Annotated in this window: 21 protein-coding genes; 15 read left to right on the top strand and 6 right to left on the bottom strand. The window is 50.0% G+C overall.

All coding sequences use genetic code 11. The features are described from left to right. The first annotated feature begins 3 nt into the window (after positions 1-3). The 5 genes from PBOR_RS24930 (at position 4) to PBOR_RS24910 (ending at position 10,077) form a co-directional block, all read left to right on the top strand. A complete protein-coding gene (locus PBOR_RS24930) occupies positions 4-3,204 on the top strand; it encodes an alpha-mannosidase (RefSeq protein ID WP_042219894.1) in 3,201 nt (1,066 codons plus the stop codon). Between the two features lie 19 nt (positions 3,205-3,223). Continuing rightward, the gene (locus tag PBOR_RS24925; protein ID WP_042216348.1) at positions 3,224-4,543 is read left to right on the top strand and encodes a glycoside hydrolase family 125 protein; all 1,320 of its coding nucleotides are present in this window, start codon (positions 3,224-3,226) and stop codon (positions 4,541-4,543) included. A gap of 40 nt (positions 4,544-4,583) precedes the next feature. Next, on the top strand, positions 4,584-5,582 hold the full coding sequence (locus PBOR_RS24920) for a glycoside hydrolase family 130 protein (protein ID WP_042216346.1): 999 nt from the start codon (positions 4,584-4,586) through the stop codon (positions 5,580-5,582). Between the two features lie 5 nt (positions 5,583-5,587). Next, complete coding sequence (locus tag PBOR_RS24915) at positions 5,588-8,476, top strand: alpha-mannosidase (RefSeq protein ID WP_042216344.1); 2,889 nt, start codon at positions 5,588-5,590, stop codon at positions 8,474-8,476. Positions 8,477-8,565: 89 nt separating this feature from the next. After that, positions 8,566-10,077 (top strand): beta-N-acetylhexosaminidase, encoded by a 1,512-nt coding sequence (locus tag PBOR_RS24910; protein ID WP_042216342.1) that lies wholly within the window; start codon positions 8,566-8,568, stop codon positions 10,075-10,077. 867 nt (positions 10,078-10,944) lie between these two features. Here PBOR_RS24910 and PBOR_RS24905 read toward each other — a convergent pair. Then, a complete protein-coding gene (locus PBOR_RS24905; protein WP_042216340.1) occupies positions 10,945-11,526 on the bottom strand; it encodes an NAD(P)H oxidoreductase in 582 nt (193 codons plus the stop codon). Positions 11,527-11,730: 204 nt separating this feature from the next. Here PBOR_RS24905 and PBOR_RS24900 point away from each other — a divergent pair, with 204 nt between their 5' ends. The 5 genes from PBOR_RS24900 to PBOR_RS24880 all read left to right on the top strand — a co-directional run bounded on the left by PBOR_RS24900 (position 11,731) and on the right by PBOR_RS24880 (position 15,147). Then, positions 11,731-12,102: a winged helix-turn-helix transcriptional regulator gene (locus PBOR_RS24900; RefSeq protein WP_042216338.1), complete on the top strand. Its 372-nt coding sequence runs from the start codon at positions 11,731-11,733 to the stop codon at positions 12,100-12,102. 193 nt (positions 12,103-12,295) lie between these two features. Beyond that, positions 12,296-13,000, top strand: coding sequence for a hypothetical protein (locus tag PBOR_RS24895; RefSeq protein ID WP_042216336.1), 705 nt, complete (start codon positions 12,296-12,298; stop codon positions 12,998-13,000). A 23-nt stretch (positions 13,001-13,023) separates the two neighbouring features. Further along, entirely contained in the window at positions 13,024-13,725 is a 702-nt protein-coding gene (locus PBOR_RS37580) for a CD3324 family protein (RefSeq protein ID WP_174479831.1), read from the top strand. A 39-nt stretch (positions 13,726-13,764) separates the two neighbouring features. Beyond that, positions 13,765-14,691 carry an aminoglycoside phosphotransferase family protein gene (locus PBOR_RS24885; protein ID WP_042216335.1) on the top strand — a complete coding sequence of 309 codons (927 nt, stop codon included), beginning with the start codon at positions 13,765-13,767 and terminating at the stop codon, positions 14,689-14,691. Positions 14,692-14,772: 81 nt separating this feature from the next. After that, positions 14,773-15,147 carry a hypothetical protein gene (locus PBOR_RS24880; RefSeq protein WP_042216333.1) on the top strand — a complete coding sequence of 125 codons (375 nt, stop codon included), beginning with the start codon at positions 14,773-14,775 and terminating at the stop codon, positions 15,145-15,147. Positions 15,148-15,199: 52 nt separating this feature from the next. Here PBOR_RS24880 and PBOR_RS24875 read toward each other — a convergent pair whose 3' ends face one another. Beyond that, positions 15,200-15,877, bottom strand: a complete 678-nt coding sequence (locus tag PBOR_RS24875; RefSeq protein ID WP_042216332.1) for an SDR family NAD(P)-dependent oxidoreductase — start codon at positions 15,875-15,877, stop codon at positions 15,200-15,202. 151 nt (positions 15,878-16,028) lie between these two features. Here PBOR_RS24875 and PBOR_RS24870 point away from each other — a divergent pair, with 151 nt between their 5' ends. Together PBOR_RS24870 and cls are read left to right on the top strand one after the other, a co-directional pair. Then, a complete protein-coding gene (locus tag PBOR_RS24870) occupies positions 16,029-16,628 on the top strand; it encodes a TetR family transcriptional regulator (protein WP_042216330.1) in 600 nt (199 codons plus the stop codon). Next, positions 16,610-18,064 (top strand): cardiolipin synthase, encoded by a 1,455-nt coding sequence (gene cls / locus PBOR_RS24865; protein ID WP_042216328.1) that lies wholly within the window; start codon positions 16,610-16,612, stop codon positions 18,062-18,064. The genes PBOR_RS24870 and cls overlap by 19 nt, the downstream gene beginning before the upstream one ends. Positions 18,065-18,750: 686 nt before the next feature. Here the strand turns inward: cls and PBOR_RS24860 are convergent. The 4 genes from PBOR_RS24860 to PBOR_RS24845 all read right to left on the bottom strand — a co-directional run bounded on the left by PBOR_RS24860 (position 18,751) and on the right by PBOR_RS24845 (position 23,777). Beyond that, entirely contained in the window at positions 18,751-21,099 is a 2,349-nt protein-coding gene (locus PBOR_RS24860) for an MMPL family transporter (RefSeq protein WP_042216327.1), read from the bottom strand. Positions 21,100-21,132: 33 nt separating this feature from the next. Next, entirely contained in the window at positions 21,133-21,750 is a 618-nt protein-coding gene (locus PBOR_RS24855) for a TetR/AcrR family transcriptional regulator (protein ID WP_042216326.1), read from the bottom strand. Positions 21,751-22,720: 970 nt separating this feature from the next. Continuing rightward, on the bottom strand, positions 22,721-23,110 hold the full coding sequence (locus PBOR_RS24850; RefSeq protein ID WP_042216325.1) for a YhfM domain-containing protein: 390 nt from the start codon (positions 23,108-23,110) through the stop codon (positions 22,721-22,723). A 229-nt stretch (positions 23,111-23,339) separates the two neighbouring features. Next, complete coding sequence (locus PBOR_RS24845) at positions 23,340-23,777, bottom strand: hypothetical protein (protein WP_042216324.1); 438 nt, start codon at positions 23,775-23,777, stop codon at positions 23,340-23,342. Between the two features lie 207 nt (positions 23,778-23,984). On the opposite strand from PBOR_RS24845, the gene PBOR_RS38650 reads away from it, so the two are divergent. From PBOR_RS38650 to PBOR_RS37110, 3 genes are all read left to right on the top strand, one after another. Further along, positions 23,985-24,257, top strand: a complete 273-nt coding sequence (locus PBOR_RS38650) for a hypothetical protein (RefSeq protein ID WP_425415504.1) — start codon at positions 23,985-23,987, stop codon at positions 24,255-24,257. Between the two features lie 65 nt (positions 24,258-24,322). Beyond that, a complete protein-coding gene (locus PBOR_RS35695; protein ID WP_052429631.1) occupies positions 24,323-24,805 on the top strand; it encodes a copper amine oxidase N-terminal domain-containing protein in 483 nt (160 codons plus the stop codon). 471 nt (positions 24,806-25,276) lie between these two features. After that, a complete protein-coding gene (locus PBOR_RS37110; protein ID WP_157764122.1) occupies positions 25,277-25,621 on the top strand; it encodes a hypothetical protein in 345 nt (114 codons plus the stop codon). Positions 25,622-26,156: the final 535 nt, after the last annotated feature.

Here is a 26,156-nt window from a genome sequence, read left to right as displayed (position 1 = left end):
GACATGGAGCGAATAGACAGGTTTATCCGTGAATTATCGCAGCAGCAATGGCTGGAATACCGCGTGGTTGAGGACTGGCAGGTGTTCTCCACAGCCTACCGGCAGCCGGGCCATTATGATGAGCTGCAGCCGTATCCGGGCAGTGAAGCCTTCGGATTGTTCCCGAGTGTGCAGGGAACTACTTATATGTTCCGTACAACGCTCGATATTCCGGAGGAATGGCCTAGAGCAGACACGGGACTGATCTTCCGTTCGGGCGGAGAAGGGCTGCTGCGTGTGGGCGGAGCTTCCCGCCAGGGACTGGACCGCAATCATACCTTCGCTTCCCTTGATCCGGAGGCCGACGGACGAAAGCCGGAGATTGAGATTGAGCTGTATGATCCGGTTCCCGAGCCCGATGACCCGCTGAATAAGCAGGCGGTGATCCAGCCGCCGGTCCGGTCCATAACCGCTGCACTCGTTAGGGTTAACCTGCCTGTGCAGTCGCTGATGTACACCGTGATCGTGATCCGTGATTCGGCGCTGCTGCTGCCGGAGCAGGACTTCAGGCGGGCACGTATCCTGGAGGCGCTGTATCAGGCGATGGATGCTTTTGTCCTTATGGGGCCAGAAGCAGCAGGGGACAGCGGCGGAATCGAAGGCATCGAGCAGGAGCTGACCGGAAAGGTCCGGGAAATCGGCGGCAACAGTGAAGGCTTCATTCATATGGTCGGGCAGTCGCATATCGATATCGCCTGGCTGTGGCCGGCGCGGGAAACTGTGCGCAAGGCCAGCCGTACATTCTCGACGGTTCATGCGCTGATGGAGGAATATCCGGAGTACCGCTATGCCCAGAGCCAGCCGCAGCTGTTCGCTTATCTGAAGGATAACGACCCTGAGCTGTATGAGAAGGTGAAGGCGCGGATCCGTGAAGGACGCTGGGAGCTGGTCGGCGGCATGTGGGTCGAGCCTGACCTGAATATTCCCAGCGGTGAGTCCCTGATGCGGCAAATGCTGTACGGGCAGCGGTTCTATCAGGAGGAATTCGGACTGCGTTCCGAGATTGAATGGCTGCCGGATACCTTCGGTTATTGCGCCTCCCTGCCGCAGATCCTGAAGCACGGCAAGGTCCGCTATTTCATGACAACCAAGCTCGGCTGGAATGATACGAATCTGTTCCCTTACGATTTGTTCTACTGGGTAGGCATAGACGGAACTGCACTCTTGTCCTACATGAACCACGGCGTAAATGAGAATACGCTGCCGAAGGATATCCATGAGCACTGGCAGTCCTACCGGGAAAAAACGGTCCACAGCGAGCAGATGCTGCTGTACGGACACGGTGACGGGGGCGGCGGAGTTACGCGGGAGATGCTCGAATATATCAACCGTTCGGAGCTGATGGTAGGCCAGCCAGCTTCAACCTATAGTACGGCGGCGGATTTCTTCGCCGGCATTGAGCAGGCTAAGCCGGAGCTGCCGGTCTGGCAGGGCGATCTGTATCTGGAGCTGCACCGGGGTACCTATACGACTCATGCCAAGAATAAACGCAATAACCGCAAGGCGGAGATTCTGTACCGGGAAGCAGAAGTATGGCAGACACTGGCCGGAGACCGTATGCAGCCTGACCTGCGCGAAAAGACAGGCCATGCCCTGCATAAAGGCTGGAAGCTGATCCTGCTGAATCAGTTCCACGACATTATTCCGGGTTCCTCGATTCCCGAGGTCTATCAGACTTCGGACAAAGAGTACCGGGATATCTTCAATCTGGGAGAGGACAGTCTGAAGAGTGTCATGAAAGCGGCTGTATCCGGGATCGACACCCGGGGAGAGGGCAAGCCTTTTGTCATTCTGAACAGCCTGGGCTGGACCCGGGATATGGTGGTTGAGCTCCAGGCGGCCGGAGACGGAGCAGATAACACTGCTGCCGCCGTATATGACCGGAACGGAATGCGGCTGGCCGCGGAGCCGGTTGCAGATGGAGAGTCAGCCGTTCTCCGCATCCGGGTTCCGGAGGTTCCGGCGTTCGGGTATGCAACCGTGTGGCTGAGAGATGAGGAACATCCAGCGTTGCGCGGAGATGGCAGAGTTGACGGTAACGGCGAGGTTGGCAGCGATAGCAGAGATGAGCCGGCACCGGTTGAAGCATCGAATGAAGCTTCGGTTGCAGCTTCGTTCGGCCAGGAATGGGAAACCGGATATTACCGGCTCCGGTTCAATGAACAGGGTGAGATCATCAGCCTGTATGACAAGGAAGCCGGGCGTGAGATCGTCAAGCCCGGTGAGCGCGCGAACCGCCTGCATTTCTTCCATGACCGTCCTGTGCTCTGGGACGCATGGGATCTGGACAGCCGGTATGAGGAGCAGCCCGCCGGAGAAGCCGTTCTGCTGGAGAAGAAGCTGCTGTCCTCAGGCCCTGTCTGCGATGTACTGTATTTCCGCTGGAGCATCGGCCAGACCGAAATTGAGCAGGAGCTGATCCTGTATCACTGTGACCGGCGAATCGACTTTAAGACGAAGGTGCAATGGAATGAAGCCCATAAGCTGCTGAAGGTCGGCTTCCCGGTAGATGTAGTGACCAGCAAGGCCACCTATGAGATTCCGTTCGGCGCGCTGGAGCGGTCAACCCACCGCAATACCAGCTGGGAGCAGGCGCAATATGAAGTCTGCGGCCACCGCTATGCGGATGTGTCAGAGCATGACTATGGCGTCAGCCTGCTGAATGACTGCAAGTACGGCTACGACACGCAGGGCAGCACAATCCGGCTGTCGCTGCTGCGCGCGCCGCGCTGGCCGGATCATTCGGCGGATCTGGGCACACATGAATTCACGTATTCCCTGTATCCGCATACCGGAGACTGGCGCGGGGCGCATACCCTCCGCAAAGCCGCTGAGCTGAATCATACTTCCTATGCGGTCGCTTGTGCTTCAAGTGCAGGACAGCTGCCGCCTTCCGGCTCCTTCCTCCCTTATGACGGGAAGCAGGTTATCCTGGATACGGTCAAATTGGCGGAAGACGGAACCGGCAGCATTCTGCGGCTGTATGAATCCGCCGGCGGACGCGAGACCGTCAAGCTCGGCTGGCCGCTGCCGCATTCGGCGATATACCTGTCCAATGCACTGGAAGAAGAGACGGAGCTGCTGCCGGATGAGGCTGGGGAGCTGACGCTTACGTTCCTCCCGTTTGAGATCAAGACTATTAAAATTATTCATTCTATAGATTAAGCCGAAGGAGACTATCACCTTGGAACAATTCAGACTTCCCCAGATTCACATGCCGGAGCTGCCGCTGCCGTCCTCCATTCAGGCTGTGCTTGCCGAAGCCGACGAGAAGCTGGCCCACCGGCCCAAGCTGCAGCGCCTGTTCCGGAACTGTTTCCCGAACACGCTGGAGACCACCACCAAGCTGCTGGACGACGGAACCACGTTTGTCATTACGGGTGATATTCCGGCCTGCTGGCTGCGCGATTCAGTCGAGCAGGTGATTCATTATGTGCCTTTTGCCGCCAAAGACCTGGACCTGCAGCGTATTATCGGCGGGCTGATCAAGCGTCATACAGAGTATGTGCTGACCGATCCTTACGCCAACGCGTTCAACGAAACAGCTAACGACTGGCACTGGAATGCCGGGGATGTGACGGAGATGTCGCCCTGGGTGTGGGAGCGCAAGTTCGAGATTGACTCGCTGTGCTTCGTGATCCGGCTGGCCCATGCCTATTGGGAGGAGACGAAGCAGACGGACTTCTTCACGGCTGATTTCAAAAAAATGCTGCGCACCATTACCGATCTCTTCAAGCGGGAGCAGCATCATGCGGAACAATCCCCGTACCGCTTCACCCGGAACAACGGGATTATGGAGGACTCTATCCGTAACGGCGGACTCGGTATGCCGGTCAACTATACAGGGATGATCTGGTCCGGCTTCCGCTCCAGTGACGATGCCTGCGATTTCCACTACAACATTCCGGGGAATATGTTCGCCGTGGTGGCTCTGCGCCAGATGCAGGACTTCGCCGAGTGGGTGTTCCGCGATCTGGATTTCCTGGCCGAGCTGAAGGCGCTGGAGCAGGAGGTGGATCACGGCATCAAGCTGTACGGCATCTACCGCCACCCTGAGTTCGGGCCAATCTATGCCTACGAGACGGACGGCTACGGTAATTACTGCCTGATGGATGACGCGGGAACACCGGGCCTGATGTCCATTCCTTACCTTGGGTATTTGAAGAATGACGATCCGGTTTATCAGAATACAAGACGTTTTGCGCTGAGCAGCGAGAATCCGTTCTATTACGAAGGCCAATCCGCCAAAGGTATCGGCAGTCCGCATACCCCTCCGGGTTATATCTGGCATATGGCGCTGTCTATGCAGGGGATTACGGCGGACAGTAAGGAAGAGAAGCTGGCGGTAATTGACATGCTTGAAGCAACGGATGCCGATACCGGCTATATGCATGAAGGCTTCCTGGCTGACGATCCGTCGGTTTTCACCCGCAAGTGGTTCGCCTGGTCGAACAGCCTGTTCTCCCAGCTGGTCTGGCGGGCGCTGCAGGAAGGCATTCTCTAAATTCATATCATACTTTTTCATAGATAAAGGAGAGCTGAGCATGAGTACAATTATTGGAGAAACATTGTCAAATATCCCTTGGCAAGAGAAGCCGGTGAGCAGCAATGCGCCTGTCTGGAGATACTCCGCCAATCCGATCATCCACCGGGATGCCATTCCGAATTCGAACAGTGTATTTAATTCGGCGGTCATTCCCTTCGGGGACGGCTTCGCCGGTGTGTTCCGCTGCGATTCCAAATCGGTCAGCATGGATATTTTTGCCGGGTTCAGCGAGGACGGAGTGAACTGGAAGATTAATCATGAACCTATCGTCTTCCAGGGCGATGAGGATGTGATCAAGCGCGAATACCGCTACGATCCCCGGGTATGCAAGATCGATGACCGTTACTATATTTCCTGGTGCAACGGCTATCACGGGCCGACGATTGGGCTCGCGTATACCTTTGATTTTCAAACCTTTCATCAGATAGAAAATGCCTTCCTGCCGTATAACCGTAACGGTGTGCTGTTCCCGCGCAAGATCGGCGGCCATTACGCCATGCTCAGCCGTCCAAGCGATACCGGACATACCCCGTTTGGCGATATCTTTTACAGCGAAAGTCCTGACCTTACCTTCTGGGGTAAACACCGCTATGTGATGGGTACGGTGAACGGTGACGCTTCTGCCTGGCAGTCCAAAAAAATAGGCCCGGGTCCGATTCCAATTGAGACCGATAAGGGCTGGCTGCTGATCTACCATGGCGTAATCAACACCTGCAACGGGTTTGTCTACCGCATGGGCTGTGCGCTGCTGGATCTGGATCAGCCCTGGAAGGTGAAAGCACGCTCGCGCAACTATATTCTCGGCCCGGAAACCTTGTACGAATGTGTGGGCGATGTGCCGAACGTGACCTTCCCCTGCGCGGCATTGACAGATGCGGCTACAGGACGGATTGCCATCTACTACGGTTGTGCGGATACAGTTACGGGTCTGGCCTTCACTACCGTCGACGAATTGCTTAACTATATGGAGGAGTATCCTCTGGAGACTGAGGTGTAACAGCCATGAACAAACCACAAACGGCGCATATCATCTCCCATACGCACTGGGACCGGGAATGGTATCTCCCTTATGAGCGCCATCATCTCCGGCTCATCCGGCTGGTCGACAGCCTGCTGGACACGCTGGAGCAGAATCCGGGATTTCGGAGCTTTTTCTTCGACGGGCAGACGATTATTATAGAAGATTACCTTCAGGTCCGCCCGGAGAACCGGGAACGTCTGGAGCGCCATATCCGCGAAGGGCGGATCTATATCGGGCCGTGGTATATCCTGCAGGATGCGTTCCTGACCAGTCCGGAAGCCAACGTGCGCAATCTGCAGATCGGGCATCAGGACGCGGAGGTATACGGTGAGGTATCGAAGATCGGTTATTTCCCCGACACCTTCGGCCTGACCGGACAAATTCCGCAGCTCATGGCACAGGCGGGAATCACCAATGCCTTCTTCGGGCGCGGGGTGAAGCCGACGGGCTTCAACAATACGGTCTCCAGCGACGGCTATGAATCCTCGTTCTCAGAGCTGGTCTGGGAAGGTCCGGACGGCTCCAAGGTGCTGGGCATCCTGTTCGCCAACTGGTATTCGAACGGTAATGAGATTCCGGCAGGTGCGGAGGAGGCGGGGAGCTTCTGGGAGCGCAAGCTGGCAGATGCGAGGCAGTATGCGGCTACGGATCAGCTGCTGTTCATGAACGGCTGCGATCATCAGCCGCTGCAGACCGATCTGCCGGAAGCGATCCGTACCGCGGAGCAGCTGTACCCGGAGATTTCGTTCGTTCATTCGAACTTTGCCGGCTATATCCAGGCTGTGCAGGATTCGCTCGCCGGCCGCAGTCTCTCCACCGTGAAGGGCGAGCTGCGAAGCCAGCGCACCGACGGCTGGGGCACGCTGGTCAATACGGCTTCCGCCCGGGTGTACTTGAAGCAGCTGAATCAGCGGGGCCAGGCGCTGCTGGAGAAGGTCGCCGAGCCGCTGGCCGTTATCGCCAGGCTGCACGGCGGGGAGTATCCGCATCACCTGTTCACCTATGCGTGGAAGACGCTACTGCAGAACCATCCGCATGATTCCATCTGCGGCTGCAGTGTGGACGAGGTGCACCGGGAGATGATAACCCGGTTCGACAAGAGCCGTCACACCGCCGAAGGCATCGTGGCGGACAGCATGCAGGCGATCACTTCGGCAGTGGACACATCAGGCTTCGCCGCGTATGGTGAAGCTGCCATTCCGCTCGTTGTGACGAATACAAGCGGCTGGAGCCGCACGGGCACAGTCAGCGTGGAGCTGGACGCAGCCCGCCTGTATCTGCGCGAAGGCTTCACGCTGGAAGAGACCGCCCGCCGGATGAAGGCGGTTGACCTGAGCGGGCGTGTCCTGGTGGATGAACAAGGCAACGAAGTGCCTTGTACGATTCAGGACCTGGGTCTGTCGTTCGGCTACGACCTGCCGGATGACCGGTTCCGGCAGCCGTACAGCTGCCGCAAGGTGCAGCTGACCTTCGAAGCGGCGGATGTGCCAGCGCTAGGGCTGCGCGCTTATGCCTGGGTCCGCCCGCTGGCGGAAGCTGCTGCCGGGCGATCCGGCCATGAATTGGCAGGGGCCGCTGCAGCAATGGGTAGCGCGGCAACGAACGGGGCGGAGCTGTCGGTTGCCGGAGCCGCAACCGCAACAACGAACGGGGCAGAACTTCCGGCAGTCTCCGGAGCCGCGGCATCGCTTGTCCACGGCGGACGGAGACTGGAGAACGAATCGCTGCGGGTGGAGATTATGACAGACGGTTCCTTCACGCTGGAGCATAAGCCAAGCGGCAAAGTATACCGTGATCTCGGTGTCTATGAGAATACCGGGGACATCGGCAACGAATATATGTACAGACAGCCTGCGGGTGAAGTTCCGCTGACTACCCGGGGGCTGACGGCTGATATCCGCATCATCGAAGATGCGCCGTACCGGGCGTCCGTAGAGATCACCCATGAATGGGAGATTCCTGCTTCCGCCGATGCCGTGCTGGAAGAAGAGCAGCGTGCGCTGGTCTATTATCCGGAGCGGCAGGCACAGCGCTCAGCGGACACAGTACTGCTTAAGCTGCGGACAGTATTAAGGCTGGAACGCAGCGGCAAGGGCCTGGAAGTGAAGAGTTACATCCATAATACCGCGAAGGACCACCGTCTGCGGATGCTGTTCCCTACAGATCTTGAAGCGGCATTCCACCGCGTAGACTCGATGTTCGAGCTGGCGGAGCGGCCGAATGAACCGGCGCCGGAGTGGCTGAACCCGAGCAATGCGCAGCATCAACAGAGCTTTGTGGATGTTGCCGGGGGGCAGGCGGGGCTTACGGTTGCTAATCTCGGACTCCATGAATATGAAATTCTGCGTGACGGCCGCAACACCATCGCCATTACCCTGCTCCGCTGTGTCGGGGAGATGGGTGACTGGGGCTGGTTCCCGACACCGGAAGCCCAGTGCCAAGGTGAGCATACGGCGGAGCTGCTGCTTATTCCGCACAGCGGGGATGCTGTAGCCTCCGGAGCTGCTGCCGCTGCCTACCAGTTCCAGATTCCCTGGACCTGCGCTCAGGCGGAGGTTCACGCAGGAACTATTCCTGCCGTGTACTCGGCTGTCCGCTGGAGCGGCACGGCTGCCGCCTTCTCTTCGCTTAAGATGAACAGGGACAGCGGTGATCTGCTGCTCCGCTGGTTCAATATGACCGGCCAGCCTTGTGAACTGAAGCTGGAGACGGAACTTCCGGCTGCGGGCTTCTATACATCGAATGTGCTGGAAGCTAAGGGGGCGGAGGTTACGGCTGAGACTGGACGGCCGGCGCACGGCGGAGCAAATGCGGTGGAGCTTCAGCTGGTCGGACATGAAATACTGACCGTTGGCATCCGGCTTGGCTGATATAAGGATAAAGCTAAATTAGAAGTAGAATTGGAGTTAAAGTTAAAGTAAAAGTAAGAGTAGAAGTAGAAGTGGGGGGTGACCCGCAGATGGATAAGCTAAACGGTGATCAAAGCCCGTTCTCCGTTGTGCAGCAATATACTAAGGCTTCTCCTGGGCAATGGAGACTCTCTGCACAATCCCGGGTTAGAATTGTAGATAATGCCAGAGCAGATGGCAACAGAGTGCTGAATGATACGATATTCATCGTTCTCTCGGAATACGCAGACTGTCTGGCTCCATCCGGCCGTCTCCTGCCTGTACAATATGGAGAGTGTGAGACCCCGGCTTCAGGAGATATTGTCATTGAATTGAACGACAGTGGAAACACCGGAGACAGCGGAGTAGGCGGAGGTATGGACAGCCGGGAAGGTTATATCATTGAAATCGGCAAGTTCGTACACATCATGGCCCCTAGCGAAAGGACCGTGATGTATGCAATACGGACGGTGATGCAGCTGCTGTTGGCTGACGGCTTCATGCCCTACGGCAGAATTCTTGATTATCCCGTGATGCCTGAACGGGCGCTGCATATTGACATCGGGCGGAAATTCTATACCGCCGAGTGGATTATGGACAGAATTAGGGAGATGTCACGGCTAAGACTGAATACGCTGCAGCTGCATTTCTCGGAGAATGAAGGCTTCCGGCTGATGAGCGAGAGTCATCCCGGGGTTATGTCGGAAGAATATTTAACCAAGCAGGAAATGAAGGCGATTATTCATACGGCTGCAAGGTATCATGTTGCCCTTATTCCTTCACTGGATTCACCGGGACATCTGGGCTATGCGCTGAGAATTCATCCGGACTGGCTACTAAGGGATTCAGCGGGAAACGCAGCTCCGGGCGCGCTGGATATTACGAATGCCGCTGCGCGGCAATTCGTGCTGAAGCTGATCGATGAGTATGCCGAATTATTTGCCGGCAGCACCCATTTTCATATCGGCGGCGATGAATTTATCAACTTTGGACAGTTTGATGAATATCCTCAGCTGGCAGAGTATGCGGAGAATGTACTGAACATCAGCGGCGGGACGGGTGTGGACACTTACATTGACTACCTTAACGGAGTTGCTGAACATCTGGAGTCCAAGGGCTGGACCGTCCGCGCCTGGAATGATGGACTGTACCGTGGGGATCAGATCCAGAGGGTAGCGCCTAAACCTTCTATCCAAATTACGTATTGGACAAAATGGCATGAGATGATGGCCCCGGTTGAAGAGATCATTGCGCAGGGACATCAGGTGATGAATTTCAACGATGCTTACTTTTATTACGTACTTGGTGAGCATGCAGGCTATACGTATCCAAAAGGAGAGAAAATCTGCAATTCATGGCATCCGGGGTTGTTCCCGCAGCGGTCCGGCGGAGCGAAGCAGGAATATCCCGCGGGTTCTTATCCGCGTGAGTTAATCGGCTGTTCCTTCTCTATCTGGAGCGACAAGCCGGCAGCGCAGACCGAACACGAAGTGGCAGACGGAATCCGCGGGCCGCTTAGCGCTATGGCGGAGAGAGCGTGGCTGGGGAAGCAGAAGCTGGCCGGTTACGCGGAGTTCAGCTGACGCGGTTAATAGTTGAAATTCAAAGCTGTCCCACAAGCCAAAAAGGCTTGTTGGGGCAGCTTTTTTTTCATTTAGGAAATTGTGATATTCGTCTGCTACGGATAAGTCTCTTTGTAATTTGGAGCTGATTAGTCCAGAGAATGAAGTTATTCCTGTATCGGAAATCCCTTTGATTCCACCCGGATGCGGGTTCAAGGAGGGAAAAAGGAGCAAAAGTGCACCTGAATCCGCTGAGAGTGGGCAGCAGGAGGAAATGAAGAGCATAGTGCGCTTGATTCCACCGGCTGCTGCCCTAGAAGTAGTCTCAATAGAGCAATGATGGGGGACCTTAAAACCTACATAAGCTGCACAGGCTGCACAGGCTGCACAGGCTGCACAGGCTGCATAAGCTCCAGCAGGATTCACCCGTTAGGGTGATTTTAATCCTATTTGGGTAATTACACGATGAAATTCCGTTGAGAAGTCAAACCCCCGAGTGAAGCGGACTGAGATTCCGTTATATCTCTCAAAAAGCTTTTAATCAGGGTAAAGCGGACTGAGAATCGCTTATCTTGTTCATTCGAGCCTGAAATGGAGGAGATTCGGCCATATAAGAGATTCTGAGTCCGATTGATCACCGAATCCGCCTAATTTGCACCAATAGCGGAATTTCAGTCCGCCTAGCTGGCTGTGGAGTCAGAGTCATGATGAGTAAGCCAAGTTTCAGTTGCGAGAATGAATTCCGATGGGCTCGCCCTGTCCGCCAACCGGGTGAATTTGTCCTTTCCACTATTCGTTTTATACTATTCGTTTTATATTATTCGTCTTCTGTTATTCGCCTATTGTTATTCCTCCTATATTCCTCTTCAATTCGTCTTATATCATTCCTCATTGTTGCTCCGCATAATTCAAGCCTAATTGATAGGCCTGGTTAAGCAGCAGCTCATAATGCCGGGGATTAGAATCTAATGTTGTCTCGTATAGAAACTCAACCCTGGAATTGGAGATCCCGCAATAATCTGCGATTCCTACATTGAGCTGGTGGGCAATCGTTTCATCATAGTTACGCTTCTGCATCTGTTCCTGTGACACGCCTGCCAGAGCCATCCACAGAACCTGCTGATGATGAAGCTGGTTCTTGCCGTATGCAAATCCGTTGTTCCACACCCGGTCGATATAACCTTTCAGCATGGCCGGCAAATGCCACCACCAGACGGGGAAAACAAAGGCCAGGGCATCATGCTCCTTCATCCGCTTCATTTCCCTCTCCACCTCAGGTGAGAAGGATTGCTCCTCAATCGACATATCAGGCTCGTCTAAGCCTCTCAAAATAGGGTCAAAACCAATCCCGTGCAAATCCAATATCTCATAGCCGTGTCCTGCTTCGGCCAGACCCTGTGCGAAACGATGGGCAGCCGCAAAGGTCAGGGAATCTGGTCTTGGGTGCGAAACAACGATTAATACGTTCATGCTAGTATCTTCACTACCTTTCTGAACCGCCAATTTGTAGCCATGATCAGTGGCTGATGCTATTATAAACAGGAATAAAAATGTCTGGAAGTACGCACTTTCATGTTCTATAGGATGAGAAAGGTACCATAGGAACATTGAAGTTCCCTGCACCCGATAGTATATTTCCGGTATATATACAGCCTTTTGACGGAGGAATAAGCAATGACAGAACAGAATGACAATAGCACGCCAAAGAAGTATAGAGTCGGAGTAGAGGCGGCATTGGAGGTCATGGGAGGCAAGTGGAAGCCTTTGATCATCTATCATTTGATGACAGGGTGCAAACGGACGTCCGAGCTTCGGCGGTTAATCCCCGGCATTACGCAAAAAATGCTGACCACCCAGCTAAGAGGCCTGGAGAAAGATGAGATTATAGCGCGAAAGATTTATCAGGAAATCCCGCCGAGAGTGGAGTATGAGTTAACGTCTTACGGCTGGGGATTAAAGCCCGCGCTGGACCTTTTATGTTATTGGGGGGAGGATCACCTGGACAAGGTTTATGGTGACAAATCCAAGGTCTTGGAAGAGTTTTAAGCTGTGCACGGGAGAACCGTCAAACCTGATGAGGGGTGGCGGTTTTTCTGTTATCTTCTGACCGGTATGGGGTTCTATGCAAAGTTACCTTAAGGAATTCATTACCTATCTCCCTGGAATTTCTGGGTGTATCATTCTAATATCAGATGCGCAGCTGGTATATTCTAGTGAATGGGAAAAAGGTGAGATGATCATGGGGAAGGACAATTTTCTTAAATCGCTGCTGTCTGACAAGGTGAATATGACACCGAACGGGTTTGCTGCTGATCAGTTAAGCGCAGAAGAGTTTGCTGAACGCTCTGAGTTGTTTTTTGACAACATCCTGGAGATCTCTTCCTCCGATATATCGGGCATAGCAGGCTATGGCTGGCTGGATGAAGAGGGCAAGACGGAATTTACAACCTGCCGGGAGTTCCTGACGGGAACATTCGATGAAAAAAGGGAGGGCTACTGGTTCAACTGGCGGGAGATGTTCGACACCACCGTGCTGGACCGTGACTTCTTCGAGCAGTACTATAAGGAAATGGAAGACCGTATCCATTATTGCGAAGGCCAGCGTTACCTGGTTTATAATAATGCGTACTTCAAAAATATGATCACAGACGGCCGGGCAGTGCTTGGTTTCCCGGATTGGAGCAAGTGCGGGATTTTCGATTGTCTGGTAGATATCGCTAATATGGATCTGAATGAGCCTTACTTCAACATCCCGGAGCTGTTCAATGAATACTGCAAGACCAGGAATATCATCATCCCGGATTTCAAAGAACGCTTCTTATGCATGGCGTATTACAAAGGAATCGACACCTTGCGTTGGCATGCCTCCATTGATGATGAGTGCTCCTGCAAGTCCATAGTTAAATCCATAAGTGAGCTGAAGGACCGGATCTACGCTCTTTAGCCCTGTAGAAGGTGAATGAATGTATGAAATATGAGCATGCCGGTGATGTGATCCCGGAGGAGTTATTAAGGGAAGTCCAGAAATATGCGGCAGGCAGGCTTCTGTATTTCCCGGCAGGGGATGAGAAGAAGGCCTGGGGAGAGTCGACAGGATACAGAGAGCGGCTGCAAAAGCGCAACCTGATGATCCGCAACAAGTACGCGCATGGAGTGACGATTGCGGAAATCGCAGATGAATATTACCTGTCCCTGGATTCGGTGAAGAAGATCATCTACTCGAAGAAAAATGACCGGCTTTTAACGTATGCCCCGACTGTGGAGTCGGCTGTACAGTTCATGGATGCCGGAATGATCGAAGAATGGATTCAGTGTTATTTGCTGCTCACCCGCAAGGCCTTAACCGGGCAGGAGGAATCCGGGAAGCAAGAGCAGCTGTACTTCGGCGTTGTGAAGTTTCCGCTGCGGCTTATAGGGCGTGATGAACATATGGGCAGCAGTAATGACCCGGCTCATGTACAAGATGAGGATACAGCAGCATTCCCTCCGCTGGTGATTCAGTATACAGAAGGCAAATTTCATTGCCCTGTCCAAAAGAATATACTGGCTGCACTCAGGCAGCGCAAGGTTAATGCTTATCCGGCGGTCATCAGTATGGCGGGGAATGACGATTATAAGAGATTCATGAAATACTACGGAACTGTGCTCCATTATGTTAGTGAAGGTTGAGGTTGGGTTCACAATAGCTATGTGAGGGCGGATGCCGCAATGACTGCATATGAGAAAGCAAAATTAGAGATTGCAGAAGTAGAAAATGTATTGAAGCAGCATTTTGGCGCAGGTCCGTTCAGGGTGACGCCAGTAGAAGGGGGAAACCTCAGCAGTGTATTCTCCTTTGAGCATGAAAGGCAAGACTACATTATTAAGTTTAGTGATATGGAGGGAGCCTACGATACAGAAGGTTTTGTAGCAAATCTGTTAACCAGCCAGGGCATCCCGTTTGCCAAATGTCTGGGGCAGGGTAAAGCGGGTCCGCTCAGCTATTCTATCTCGGAACGGATTAGAGGCGGCAATCTTGTGGATTGTTCCGATCGTGAGAAGAGCAGCCTGCTTCCTGAGCTTATCGGCATATTGACCCGGATGAATCATGCCGGTCTCGGCGCAACAAGCGGCTTCGGATGGATACAGCCAAGCGGAGCCGGCACTTACCCGGCATGGCGGGAGTATATTATTTCATTCTTCGCCGAGGATCAGACCGGAACCTTCTGGGAAGGCTGGCACAGCTTATTTACGGCGACCTGTCTGGAAAAGGATGTATTCGAAGAATGCTACCACCGTCTGCTGGCGTATGCGGAATATAACGAGCCGCACCGCTATTTTATCCATGGGGATTTTCAGCCCTGGAATATCCTGTCGGATGGCCGGCAGATCACCGGAATCATCGACGGCAATTTTGCCTATGGAGATTTCCTGGTCGATCTGGCTACCTTGGAAGGGAATTTAGGAGAGCTTGATGTAGTTCAAGCTTATCAGGAATACCAACACAGGGAGGGAATCATCATCCCTGATTTCCAAGAACGGCTGACCGGTGCGCGGTATTTCAAAGGTCTGGACGCACTCCGTTTCTATGCCAAAATGGGCTGGGATGATGCTTATCGTCAGCTGCGTGATTACCTGCTTCAGCTGCCGGAGTGAGCGGGCGAATGGAAAATAACGGGCAACAAGTTCTATCCAGCAATCTGGATTGACTTGTTTGTCCTGAAAGCAGGCGGCCTATTGAAATTTAAAATTTTGCTAATCAGCATCCTTACACTCGTGATATTAGGTGTTGCGGGGAATTACAGGTGGGAATACCGTGAATCAGACGAAGTATTCAGCTATAAATATGACAGATGGGCCAAACAATTATGGGCTGAATTTACTCCCGAAATAGGAACCAACGATATTATTGATATACCGCTGGTCTACGGTGATAAGCTTACTACAGAGGGATTGGAACCCTATTTAATGAAAATGGGGGTGTCGGGTGAAATTGTTAAGATATGGGTACACCGAACCAGATTATCGGATGTTTATATTGGGGCGCTAATAGCAAACACGGCTATGATTGTACTTATTTGTTTGAATATCATTATTGGAAAAAAGCGGTAAGACATTACCCCTTCAAGGGTTGTCCTACCGCTTTTACTATTTCCCTTATTTATCAGCCCATCACCGCCGGATCAAACCCCTGAGGAAATACCGCCTCAAACTGCTCCTTACTCTCATATTGTCTATACCAAGTCTCTGCAATGACATCAGGGTCACCTGCCGTTCCGGCCTCGATTGCGGTTCCGATGGACAGATGCCCGACGTATATCCCCTTATCTTTTAACTCATTGTGCAGATTGGCCGCGTAGTTACGAATCCCCGACATTACAATTCCCCCATTCCCGACAAAAGGCAGCGGGTACATCGCCGAGATCCCGGTCGTAAACAGAATCGCTCCGGAGCGGCTGTTCATCATATCGGGTAATACCTCATTCACAGACAGAATGGCCGGCAGCAGATAGCTGTTGATTTGTTCAAGAGTACTTTGCGGCGTAGTTTCCAGGACACTGGTGAATGTCGCCCAGCCCGCATAAGGACTGAATTCCAGCACATCGATTGGACCAAACGTTTCTTTTGCCGCCCGGAGGGCCCGCTGTAAAGAACTCAAATCCGTAACATCTGCCGCAAAAGCTTGAGCTCCAATATGGAGCTGTTCAAGCCCGCTGACGATCAAGGCTAATTTCTCTGCATTACGCGAGATTACGGCTACCCTGAATCCGTTCTCCCCGAATTTTTTGGCTAACGACAGGCCTAATCCGGGGCCTGCGCCGACGATTGCAATAGTTCTCATAGTTTAAACTCTCCTTCGATGTGATATATTAAATTAACGCGTGTTGCTTTAATCAGAATATACCGCTTATCATGCAGCGCAACAATCAACAAAACAGGTGCAGATGTTGCTATAGCAACAAGACGTACCTATTGTCGGGCGGGAGGATGCTATGGCGAATAAAGTAATGAATGTACGGGTGACGCATACGAAGGAGTCGTTGGCGGGTGCTTTTATCGAGCTGGTGTCCGTGAAGGATTTCGAGAAAATCACGATTGCCGATATCACCCAACGGGCTAAAGTGAACCGGGCTACCTTCTATGCACATTTTAATGATAAATACGAATTACTGGACTACATGATGGGGGACTCTGCATCGGCAGCCATCAGACAACACACTGCAGGGAAAGTGAAGGTTGACCCGGACAGCATCGGGCAGCTTGTTCTGGCCGTGTGCGATTTCTATGACCAGCCGGAGGTGAGCTGCCGCAGCAGCTATATAGGATTCGTCGTACCGCAGCTCAGAGATAAGATGTTAACTGCGCTCAAGGCTTATTTGCTGGACGGTCTGGGTAGTCTCTATACGGAGGGTGAGCGGAAAATAATGGCTTCTTTTGCTGCCCAGGCTATCCATGAAGGAGCTGTTCAATGGGTGTCCGGGGAGATCAGCATGGACAAAGAGGAAGTCGCCCGTAAGGTGGCAGTATTAGTCACGGGAGGATTTGAGGCTTACGCACGGGAGGGGGACAGGGCATGGAATTTGCAAGTATAACGACGCTTATTATTTCAAGCATCACATTCATAAATATTCTGCTGGCGCTGGGGTTCCTGTTCATTGAGCGGAGAGAGGCGGGTTACACCTGGGCCTGGCTGATGGTTCTGTTCTTCATTCCTATCTTGGGGTTCGTTCTGTATATCTTTTTCGGGCGGAATCTGAAGAAGAAGAATTTCTACAATCTGTTCATTGAAGAGCAGGATTTTGTCCAGGCCGAGACAGACCGGCAGCTGGCTTCGCTGCATGACGAAGTCCAGGAGATATCTCCCTGGCTGCAGAAATATACAGAGCTCATCACGATGAACATCAGATCGTCGCATGGTCTTTTATCCAGTGATAATGATATCGTTATCTATAGTGACGGGAAGCAGAAATTTGACGCATTATTCGAGGATATCAGGTCCGCGAGGACAGAGATTAATATTCAATATTACATCATTCAGCCGGATGCCCTGGGGAAGAAGCTGAGGGATGAATTAACCCGCAAAGCGCAGGAAGGCGTGAAGGTGCGGCTGCTCTATGATGAAGTCGGCTCCAAACGGATTCCGCCCGGGTTCTTCAAAGAATTACGTGCAGCAGGTGGAGAGGTGGAGGTGTTCTTCCCGTCTCTGCTCAGACCGCTGAATTTCCGGATCAACAACCGGAATCACCGCAAGCTGTGCATTATAGATGGAAGGATTGCTTATATCGGCGGGTTCAATGTCGGAGATGAATACCTTGGACTGGACAAGAAATTCGGCTATTGGCGGGACACCCACCTCAGGATCACCGGGAATGCCGTCAATCACATTCAAGGCAGATTTGTTCTGGACTGGCATCAGGCCGGGAAGCATGAGCGGGGGGATTATGAGGAATTCTCCTTTTATACAGGGGGGCATAAAGGGACAAGCCCGGTTCAGATCATCACCAGCGGCCCCAATTCGGAGACCGAGCATCTGAAGAACATGTACATCAAGCTCATTTTATCGGCCCGGAAAAGTGTATATATCCAGACTCCCTACTTCATTCCGGACACCAGCTTCATGGATGCCTGCAAAATCGCCCTGCTCTCAGGGGTGGATCTGCGCATCATGATCCCTAATAAACCTGATCATCCGTTTGTGTATTGGGCTACTTGGGCTTATGCCGGAGATCTGCTCAATTATGGGGCCAAAATTCTGCTCTATGAGAACGGCTTCCTGCACGCCAAGACGATTGTGGCAGACGGGGAAGTGGCATCTGTAGGGACGATGAATATCGACTCGCGCAGCTTCCGTTTGAACTTCGAAGTCAATGCCATTGTATATGACCGGCAGGTGGCCGCACAGCTTCAGGACCTGTTTCTGCAGGACAGCCGGGTAAGCTCTGAGCTTACGCCTGAGCGGTACAAGGAGCGTTCGCTTATGATTAAGCTGAAGGAAGGGATCTCGCGGCTGCTGTCGCCTATTTTATAGAAGAAGATGGTGTAAGGATACTTGTATAGCGTCAGATTTCAACTGGTGAAAACCACATTGGTAAATCGCTTACTGAGGATTTGCAGTGACCCGATTACGGTATACGCAGTATGCTTAATTGCACTTTGTACAACTAAAAGTTATGTTTTTCAACCGATTCTCCGTTTAGTTGTATTTCGTACAATTAAACTGCGATTACAGCCTGATACTCACCCATTCGGGCAAATTTAGTTGTACAGACTACAGTTATAAGACTCAAGCCTGCCTTTTCGCTGTTTTTAATTGTACAGTATACAACTATTACTGAATTTCCACTTGGAACTGAATCCGTCAATTGTACAAGTACAACATCAGAACTATAGAAGTGAGTTCAGTAAAGCTGATGGGAACGCTGAAGCCGGGTTACGGAACGGAAACGCTGAGACAGGAATTAAAGGGTGAATTGTAGGTCTTCTGGGTTTTTACGATAAGGCGCTGGCAGCTGGGAAGCATGTGGTTTTCAGTGTAGCTTGAGAAGAGCTGTTGTATAGAAAAGAGGGCCTGCGGACAATGTCTGCAGGCCCTCTTTTGTTTGGGGGCGGACGGCGGTGATGCCGTCCATTATTTTTGATGAACTAATATATGTTGGGGTCCCCGCAAATTAATTGAGTAATTATCGAAGCTAAGTCTCCGCTTTGCGGGGTTATTTAGTGCTTCTGTCCGCTCTCGGCATTCAGCTTGGCGATCAGCTTATCGCCTTCCACGTCGAGATTCGGGAGCAGGCGGTCCAGCCATTTCGGCAGCCACCAGGCTTTGTCGCCGAAGACGGCCATGACGGCCGGAACGAGCGTCATCCGGATGATGAAGGCATCGATCAGGATGCCGAAGGCGAGTGCGAAGCCAATCTGCTTAATCATCGCGTCAGGAGCGAAGATGAAGCCGAAGAAGACGGAAACCATGATTACGCCTGCGGCAAGCACAACACGGCTGGCGAGATCATAGCCGTGAACGACACTGTCATTGCCGTGGCGGCCGTGGACATAAGCTTCACGCATGGAGCTGACCAGGAATACCTGATAATCCATGGCCAGCCCGTACAGAATACCGGTGACCAGAATCGGCATGAAGCTGAGCAGCGGTCCTCCTGTATCGAAGCCGAACAAGGAGTGCAGCCATCCCCACTGATAGACGGCTGTGGTCACGCCGAAGGTGGCAAGAATACTGAGAACAAAGCCGATGGTCGCTTTGATTGGAACAATAATCGACCGGAAGACCAGCAGCAGGATGATCAGCGAGAGAATAACAATGATGCCGATGTAGACAGGGAAGGCATCAGACAGTTTGGAAGACATATCAATATTGATGGCGGTGAAGCCGGTCACACCAAGATTAATATTGTTGCCTGAGGTTAGACTGGATGACGGATCTCGCAATTCCTGCACGAGATCTCTTGTAGCTGTATCTGTCGGACCCGTTTTCGGGATCAGGCTTATGATGGCGAGATCACCGGTGGCATTAACGCCCATCGGAGACACCTGCGTAACGTTATCATGCATTTGCAGCTCTTGAGTCAGCTTGCCCAGCAGCTCCATCGAAATTTTGTCGGACGGGTTCTTCGGCTCCGCCACCAGCAGCAGCGGTCCGTTGAAGCCTTCGCCGAACCCTTTGGAGATCACATCATAGCTCTGGCGAGCCGGAGTATCCAGGTTAGCCGAGGCGCCCGAAGGAATGCCCAGCTCCATCTTGGTTACCGGAATCGCTGCTGCTCCAAGAACGAGTACAACGAGAATAATGATCACCCAGCGGTATTTCACTGTGGCATTTGCCCAGCGGTGTGAGAAGCCATGGCGCTCTTTCTTGCTGTTTCCGGTGTTTTTGGTGCGGGCTTTGGCGGTGACGATCTTCTCACCGACCAGTCCGAGCAGGGCAGGCAGCAGGGTCAGGGCGAGCAGAACGTTGATCAGAACGCTGGCTGCAGCTACAAGTGCCATGGTCGACAGGAAGCCGATGCCGATAACAAGCATGCCGCATAGGGCGATGATAACGGTCAGACCGGCGAAGAATACGGCGCTGCCGGCGGTGCCCAGTGCCCGGCTGGCGGATTCGCCGGCGCTTAGTTTCTCATCGAGAATCAGGCGGCGTTGGCGGTTCACGATGAACAAGGAGTAGTCGATACCTACTGCCAGACCGATCATCACGGCGAGAATCGGCGTAATGTCATTCATCTGGATCAGACTGCCGAGTGCGAAAGCACCTCCGACACTGATTCCGACGCCGAGGAGAGCGGTAATCAACGGCAGACCGGCAGCAACGACCGAGCCCAGCGTCATGAACAGTACGACCGCCGCGACAACAACTCCGACTGCTTCGGTCGAACCGATAGCCGGGATGCTCTTCAGGGAATCACTCGGAATCGCAGTGATTCCGGACCCTGCCTGCTCGACTTCAGTCACGGTATCGATGATGTTATCCGGTACTTCCGATGGAAGGGATGTCTGCTGAACCGTGAACTGGAACTGGAACAGGGCAATATTGCCGTCAGCAGACAGCATAACGCCTGGAACCGGAGCGCCGTCAGCCATCAGCGGACCATAAGGGGCCGACTGTGCTGCAGCGGCGGCTTGGCCGGCAGCAGCGGAAGGATCAGCAGCGGCGGCTTGGCCGGCGGCAGCGGAAGGATCAGCGCCAGCGGCTTGAGCAGCAGCGGCAGCAGCCTGTGCTGCCAGTTCAACCGGATTGATGACGTATTCCATATTGTAGACGTCATTGATAGCTTTCTGAAGTAGCGCTACACGTTCCGGTGTATCCAGACGTTCTCCGTCTGGTGCGGTGAAGGCGACACTAGCTTGGCCGCCGGCAGCAGCAGGAAGCTCTTGGGTCAGCTTATCCAGCACTTTTTGCGATTCGGTGCCTTCAATTTTCATTTCGGAGCTGGACTGGATGCCATTGACACCAAGCAGCGCCCCAATAACACCGAGCACGACAATCCACGCCGCGATGAAATACCAGGGCTTGGAATAAGCCGACTTACCTAAGCGGTATAGAAATGTTGACATGTGATGGTTTCTCCTCTTTATCTCTGAATTTATTTAGAAGCCGTTGCGTAAGTAAGCAAACATGGAATTCAAATATTGATCAAACGATATGGCGCCGGGGCGGTCATCCTGGGTTTCGCCAGGCAACAGAACATTGAGCCGTCCGTCCATAATGGGCACGAACGCTCCATAGACGGCCCCGGCAAGCAGATGGGTATATCCGTCCGCATAACGTCCGTTGGAGAACTGTTCGAGTACTTCCTGGGCCGCGATCTGCAAGCGCCGGAATACGCTCAGGATATACGGCTCCAGTGACGGATATTGCTTCGCAAGCGAGACGAACTGCCGCAATTTATGCAGGAACTCGGAAGTGAACTGCATCTTGAGCAGACCGTACAATACATCGAGCGGAGTTGAATCATCTGTGAAATCCGCGAATATCGTTTTCTCATCCTGATTTGTAACACAGCCCATGAAATATTGCGCTACCGCTTCTTCTTTGCAGGAGAAGTAGTTGGCGAAGGTCCGCCGGGAATAGCCGGCCTTCCGGACAATATCATCGACGATGAAGCCGTCCATACCTTGCTCCAGTACAAGCTCGAAGGCGGCTACAGCCAAAGCGTAGGCGGTGGCTTCTTTTTTTTGGTCCCGCAGTGTCAGTTTGGGATTCAAGTTGTATGCTTCCTCCTTTCTTATGTATAGGATGAACGCTGAATTGTTATCTACAGTCTATATTATTGCTCAAAGAGCAAAATTGCACAATGTGCAATTAGTGTCTGAAACGTGAATATTTAAAATCTAACGTAATAATTCAGTTTCCCGTTTCTGATGGTTAGTTGTCGGAGGAACCTTGCTGGCGTGGAGAATGGGAAATGTTGTTGATTCAATTAAATATAGTTGGCAATGAAAAAACGAAGGATTATGGCACTGATTTTGAACATCCAGAATGGTCATATCTTAGGAAACAAGTGACAGATAAGGAACCTTGCTTAATTGCTCCGCAGGTGCCTTTTTATTCATACATACAGGTCATTATGGGGTTGTGACGAATAGGGGCTTATACGCGAAATTGAGCCCATTAGAAAGGGAGTGTGATAAATAAATAAACGCATCATCACGATCGACGACGAACTAAAAAGTGTAATGTTAATTGGTCGCTCCTGTAGACATATGGATGGGGAATCATCTGTGTGAGCAAAATAAAATGATACATAGCTATAGCTCATCAGCGATTCAAAGTAATAGTAGTTATTATTTGCGTACGAACGTACAAATTGTTCGGAAGGAGCAGTTCAATAAAAAGAAAGGAACAAACGTTATAAAGAAGAAGGAGCGCGGACCAAGACTGTATTACTCATTTTGATCAGGCGCTTATTTTCAAATAAGCTAAAAATTAATTTATACATAATGAAGTCTCATCAGTCCAATTTTATTGAATGCTATCCCCTCTTATGTGCACAAAAAAGTGATTGAACGCAAAAAGACACCAGAAAGGTGTCTATTATCTACATAGTGAAAATGAGATGGGGATTTGAGAGCAGAGTGAGCTAGAGTACAACTCGAACTCTGAAGAATCACTACTAACAAGAAATAATCAATGGACGAAGCATCTACAACGACCTTTTTAAGTGAACGTTTAAAATTATTCTTTGTTTCCCTTACTTAACAGATCGGCGAGTTCTTCCGAATTATGATCCTTTAAGTCCAGCATCTTTTCACTATTACTTTGTTTAATCAAGAAGCCGTTTTTAGTTTTAAAATCCATATAAAGGCTGTACTCAACAACCTTAGAATCAGCGTAGGTAACAGTCATCTGATAATTTGGTGGACCCACATCAACAGACCCGCGTACTTTTTTAACAGTTCTTATAGCATCTTCGAAGATTTGAACGCTTTCACTGTCAGAGTAAGTGATCTCATTAGTTTCGGACACAAGATTAACACTAATGATATCTGGTCTTGGTCTGGCAAATACATAAATTAAAATCACTAAAAGTATGATTGAAATTGAAAAGATACTAATTTTTTTCATGAATTACCTCCCTACTGAAGAAATCTGGAGACTGAATATTCAGCCTCCAGACAATTCTATAGCTCATTTGAGTAAGTGTTAGTAACTTCATTTAGCAAATTATCTCTGATATCATTATCTCTTGTTATAAAAGTTCCTCGTTTATTAGTAGCGGCAGAATTAATTTCATCCAGAGTAAAGACTCCTGCGTTTCTATTGATGATTTGATATTGGCCTTGAGGATTTTTACTTAAGAATAAAATATATTCTGTTCCTTTTGGGTTTCTTGGTAGCCATCATTAACCATTTTCACTTTTTGTAAACCAAAATCAACGATAGCATTAGATTCAATCACTTCTAAATTTTCACCTATGTCTGATGAATCTCCTGCTAATACTTTTTTAATACTAAGATTATTTAAGGTGTAATAATCTTGTAAATCACCTGTATCGTAAAAAGTTGCAATATGCTTTCTATTTTCAAAATCATCCATAGGTGATGCAACAACAACGAGGTCTGAATAATTTGACAATTCAGATAAGTTATCATAAATATCATATTCCGTTTCAATGTTAACCTCATTTGAATTAGGAGTTTCTGCATTTAAGTCGGGAGCCTTTAATGCAGGTCCTCCATAAAGGGATCTTAACTCACTGATGTCGTAGCTAGGATGTTGAGGTTGAAACATGGAAGGGCTTATACGCGAAATGGAGCCCATTAGAGATGGAGGAGACTTTATGTTAAACGAATAATCACAACCGACGCCGAACTAAAAAGTGTAATGTTATGAGAGCCGCCACCATTTTTAAAATGAAGCAAATGAAAAAGCAAGACTCTCATAACGAGAGTCCGTTTTTCATTTTTACTATTTGATGGCTGGGCAATTTCTCCTACATTGGGAGGAACCGAGTTGCTCGATTCGCATCTTATTACAATTATAGAATCAGATGGTAGTCATAATATTCCTTCCATCAGTAGATGGAAGCTTTTATCAACCGTTGTTAGTGGTGATGATTCGGGGAAAAACAGAACCACCTTTTCTAGTTTGGTAGTCAATGGTACACCACTTGCTAGTGGCGCATTATCAGGCGCGCAGAATGATCATTCTATTGTAACTGTGAATAGCAGCACTTCGATTACAATTGTTGTAAACAGAGGCCGATATTAGGTATGATAACAGACGATGGATTATTTATTTATCCATTGTCTGTTATTATTAAAAAGGAGGTTAGTATGAAAAAATCATTGAACATATATCTTATTTTTGTAATTTTTTTGATGAGTGTTGGAGTAAATAGTGTTTTTGCTTCTAAAGATCCTAGTGGTAGTATAACTAGTGTGAAATCTTCCAGAGAACATCCAAGTGTTTTTATCAATAATGAGAAATTGGATATCTACGCTAATGTTACAACTCTTGGGACAACGCTTGTTCCCATGCGGCCTATATTCGAGGCTTATGGAATGACTGTAGAATGGGATAACACGACCAAAACGGTTACTGCGACCGAAGGGGATGATAAAATTCAGTTAACGAATAATTCGTATGAGGCGTATGTGAACGGAAGTAAAGTAGCATTAACTCAGGCTCCTTCTCTAGAACCTGATAGTAATATTTTCTTTGTGAATTTAAGATTTATTTCTGAAGCAATTGGCGCAAAGGTTACTTGGAGTAAAACTGCCAATGGTGCTTCCATATACATCAACTTTACTGAATAATTTTGAATCATTATAAAGAGCCTACCTTTCAATTCGGTAGGTTTTTTACGTTATAAAGACCTAACTCATCATTTTTGTATTAGGTGTATATCTCTCAGATAATACCGATTTTATTCAAGAGAATCGAAGTGGATTTAGGGGGAAATAGCATAACAATAGATCTCCAAGTGACTATAAAAGGAGTTTATACATGTAAATTGAAATATCGATGTAGATGTATATCCGCCGAAAGTGGATAACCGGCGGTCAAATCGTGCCTGGTTACTGTTACCGACACGAATACAAAATTTTTGGTACTAACTAAACTAGAACAGGCAATGAGTTTCTATAAGGCTGTCAAGTTTACTAATAATATTGACGGTTATGGGCGGCAGATGTATCCGATTTTCTTTATTCCACCATATAACGATGGAGTAAAGCTCAAAACTATTTATAATCAAACACCAAAAAACTCATATATTCTCCGCTAATATGTATGAGCTTGAAATTATCAGCTTACTTTACCTTCTTGCACCAAATAGCCCTAATGTAAAAGAAATAGTAGATAAAACTTCTATACGCTTGAAAACCACATGCTTTGGTAACTGTGATGACGGAGTGGGAGAGTGCTTTGATACATCGCTTGTTGTATTATGCTATCTTGCAACGGTATCTCCTGAAGATACAGATTGGATAAAAGGCAGAATTGATAATTATAACTGTCATGTTGGAGACAGAAAATGCCCATGGTTTGCAAAATGGTATTTCTGGCTCTGCCTTTCTGAACAACCATTTGAAATTGCTGAATCAGAGATTAAAAATATACAGGTGAGATAATGCCATGGCTGACAACAAAGAGTGCAATCATGAATAGCGAATACGATAAAACGATTCACCCTGTAAATATCTGTATGCTTCGCAACCTAAAGAGCAGATATCCAGAATACGCACACATAAAAGAACGTCAACCTTACATAAGTGGAAAAGACGGAAGATTACATTTTGATATAGCCTAATCATAATAAGCATAAGAATTAGAGTTCAATTAAAGTTATTAATTTAACGGATTACGATAGCTTAAGAAACAGCCTTTTCACCAAAGCTGTTTCTTATGGTCAAATATCAACATTAGAATTTAATATCGCCTAAAGTAAAAGGCTCGGGGCCATTATCCGTATATGAACTGCGTTACACTTGGGTGCTTATTTCAATTTATATCCTGAAGTGATTTATTTACATTGTGGTGCATAAGAAGGGGCAAGAAGATTAGTGAATCTCAATCCGAACGATGAAAGAATTTCGTTTTTTAAAGAGGATTTCATTTACCCCTATCTTAGAATTAAATACCTTCCAGAGGTTCTTCATGATATGC

It is taken from the genome of Paenibacillus borealis, assembly GCF_000758665.1.
GTDB classification, from domain to species: Bacteria; Bacillota; Bacilli; order Paenibacillales; family Paenibacillaceae; genus Paenibacillus_AQ; species Paenibacillus_AQ borealis.
The sequence above is the reverse complement of the archived record's forward strand: the minus strand, read 5'-3'. Positions and strand labels throughout refer to the sequence as shown.

Excerpts from the sequence above, each read along its gene's own strand:
- PBOR_RS24845 (WP_042216324.1), bottom strand. The coding sequence starts at position 23,777 with ATGTTTCAACCTCAACATCCTAGCTACGACATCAGTGAGTTAAGATCC.
- PBOR_RS24910 (WP_042216342.1), top strand. The coding sequence starts at position 8,566 with ATGGATAAGCTAAACGGTGATCAAAGCCCGTTCTCCGTTGTGCAGCAA.
- PBOR_RS35695 (WP_052429631.1), top strand. The coding sequence starts at position 24,323 with ATGAAAAAATCATTGAACATATATCTTATTTTTGTAATTTTTTTGATG.
- PBOR_RS24885 (WP_042216335.1), top strand. The coding sequence starts at position 13,765 with ATGACTGCATATGAGAAAGCAAAATTAGAGATTGCAGAAGTAGAAAAT.
- PBOR_RS24915 (WP_042216344.1), top strand. The coding sequence starts at position 5,588 with ATGAACAAACCACAAACGGCGCATATCATCTCCCATACGCACTGGGAC.
- cls (WP_042216328.1), top strand. The coding sequence starts at position 16,610 with ATGGAATTTGCAAGTATAACGACGCTTATTATTTCAAGCATCACATTC.
- PBOR_RS24920 (WP_042216346.1), top strand. The coding sequence starts at position 4,584 with ATGAGTACAATTATTGGAGAAACATTGTCAAATATCCCTTGGCAAGAG.
- PBOR_RS37110 (WP_157764122.1), top strand. The coding sequence starts at position 25,277 with ATGTATGAGCTTGAAATTATCAGCTTACTTTACCTTCTTGCACCAAAT.
- PBOR_RS24860 (WP_042216327.1), bottom strand. The coding sequence starts at position 21,099 with ATGTCAACATTTCTATACCGCTTAGGTAAGTCGGCTTATTCCAAGCCC.
- PBOR_RS24905 (WP_042216340.1), bottom strand. The coding sequence starts at position 11,526 with ATGAACGTATTAATCGTTGTTTCGCACCCAAGACCAGATTCCCTGACC.
- PBOR_RS24870 (WP_042216330.1), top strand. The coding sequence starts at position 16,029 with ATGGCGAATAAAGTAATGAATGTACGGGTGACGCATACGAAGGAGTCG.
- PBOR_RS24895 (WP_042216336.1), top strand. The coding sequence starts at position 12,296 with ATGGGGAAGGACAATTTTCTTAAATCGCTGCTGTCTGACAAGGTGAAT.
- PBOR_RS24850 (WP_042216325.1), bottom strand. The coding sequence starts at position 23,110 with ATGAAAAAAATTAGTATCTTTTCAATTTCAATCATACTTTTAGTGATT.
- PBOR_RS37580 (WP_174479831.1), top strand. The coding sequence starts at position 13,024 with ATGAAATATGAGCATGCCGGTGATGTGATCCCGGAGGAGTTATTAAGG.
- PBOR_RS24900 (WP_042216338.1), top strand. The coding sequence starts at position 11,731 with ATGACAGAACAGAATGACAATAGCACGCCAAAGAAGTATAGAGTCGGA.
- PBOR_RS24875 (WP_042216332.1), bottom strand. The coding sequence starts at position 15,877 with ATGAGAACTATTGCAATCGTCGGCGCAGGCCCCGGATTAGGCCTGTCG.
- PBOR_RS24930 (WP_042219894.1), top strand. The coding sequence starts at position 4 with ATGGAGCGAATAGACAGGTTTATCCGTGAATTATCGCAGCAGCAATGG.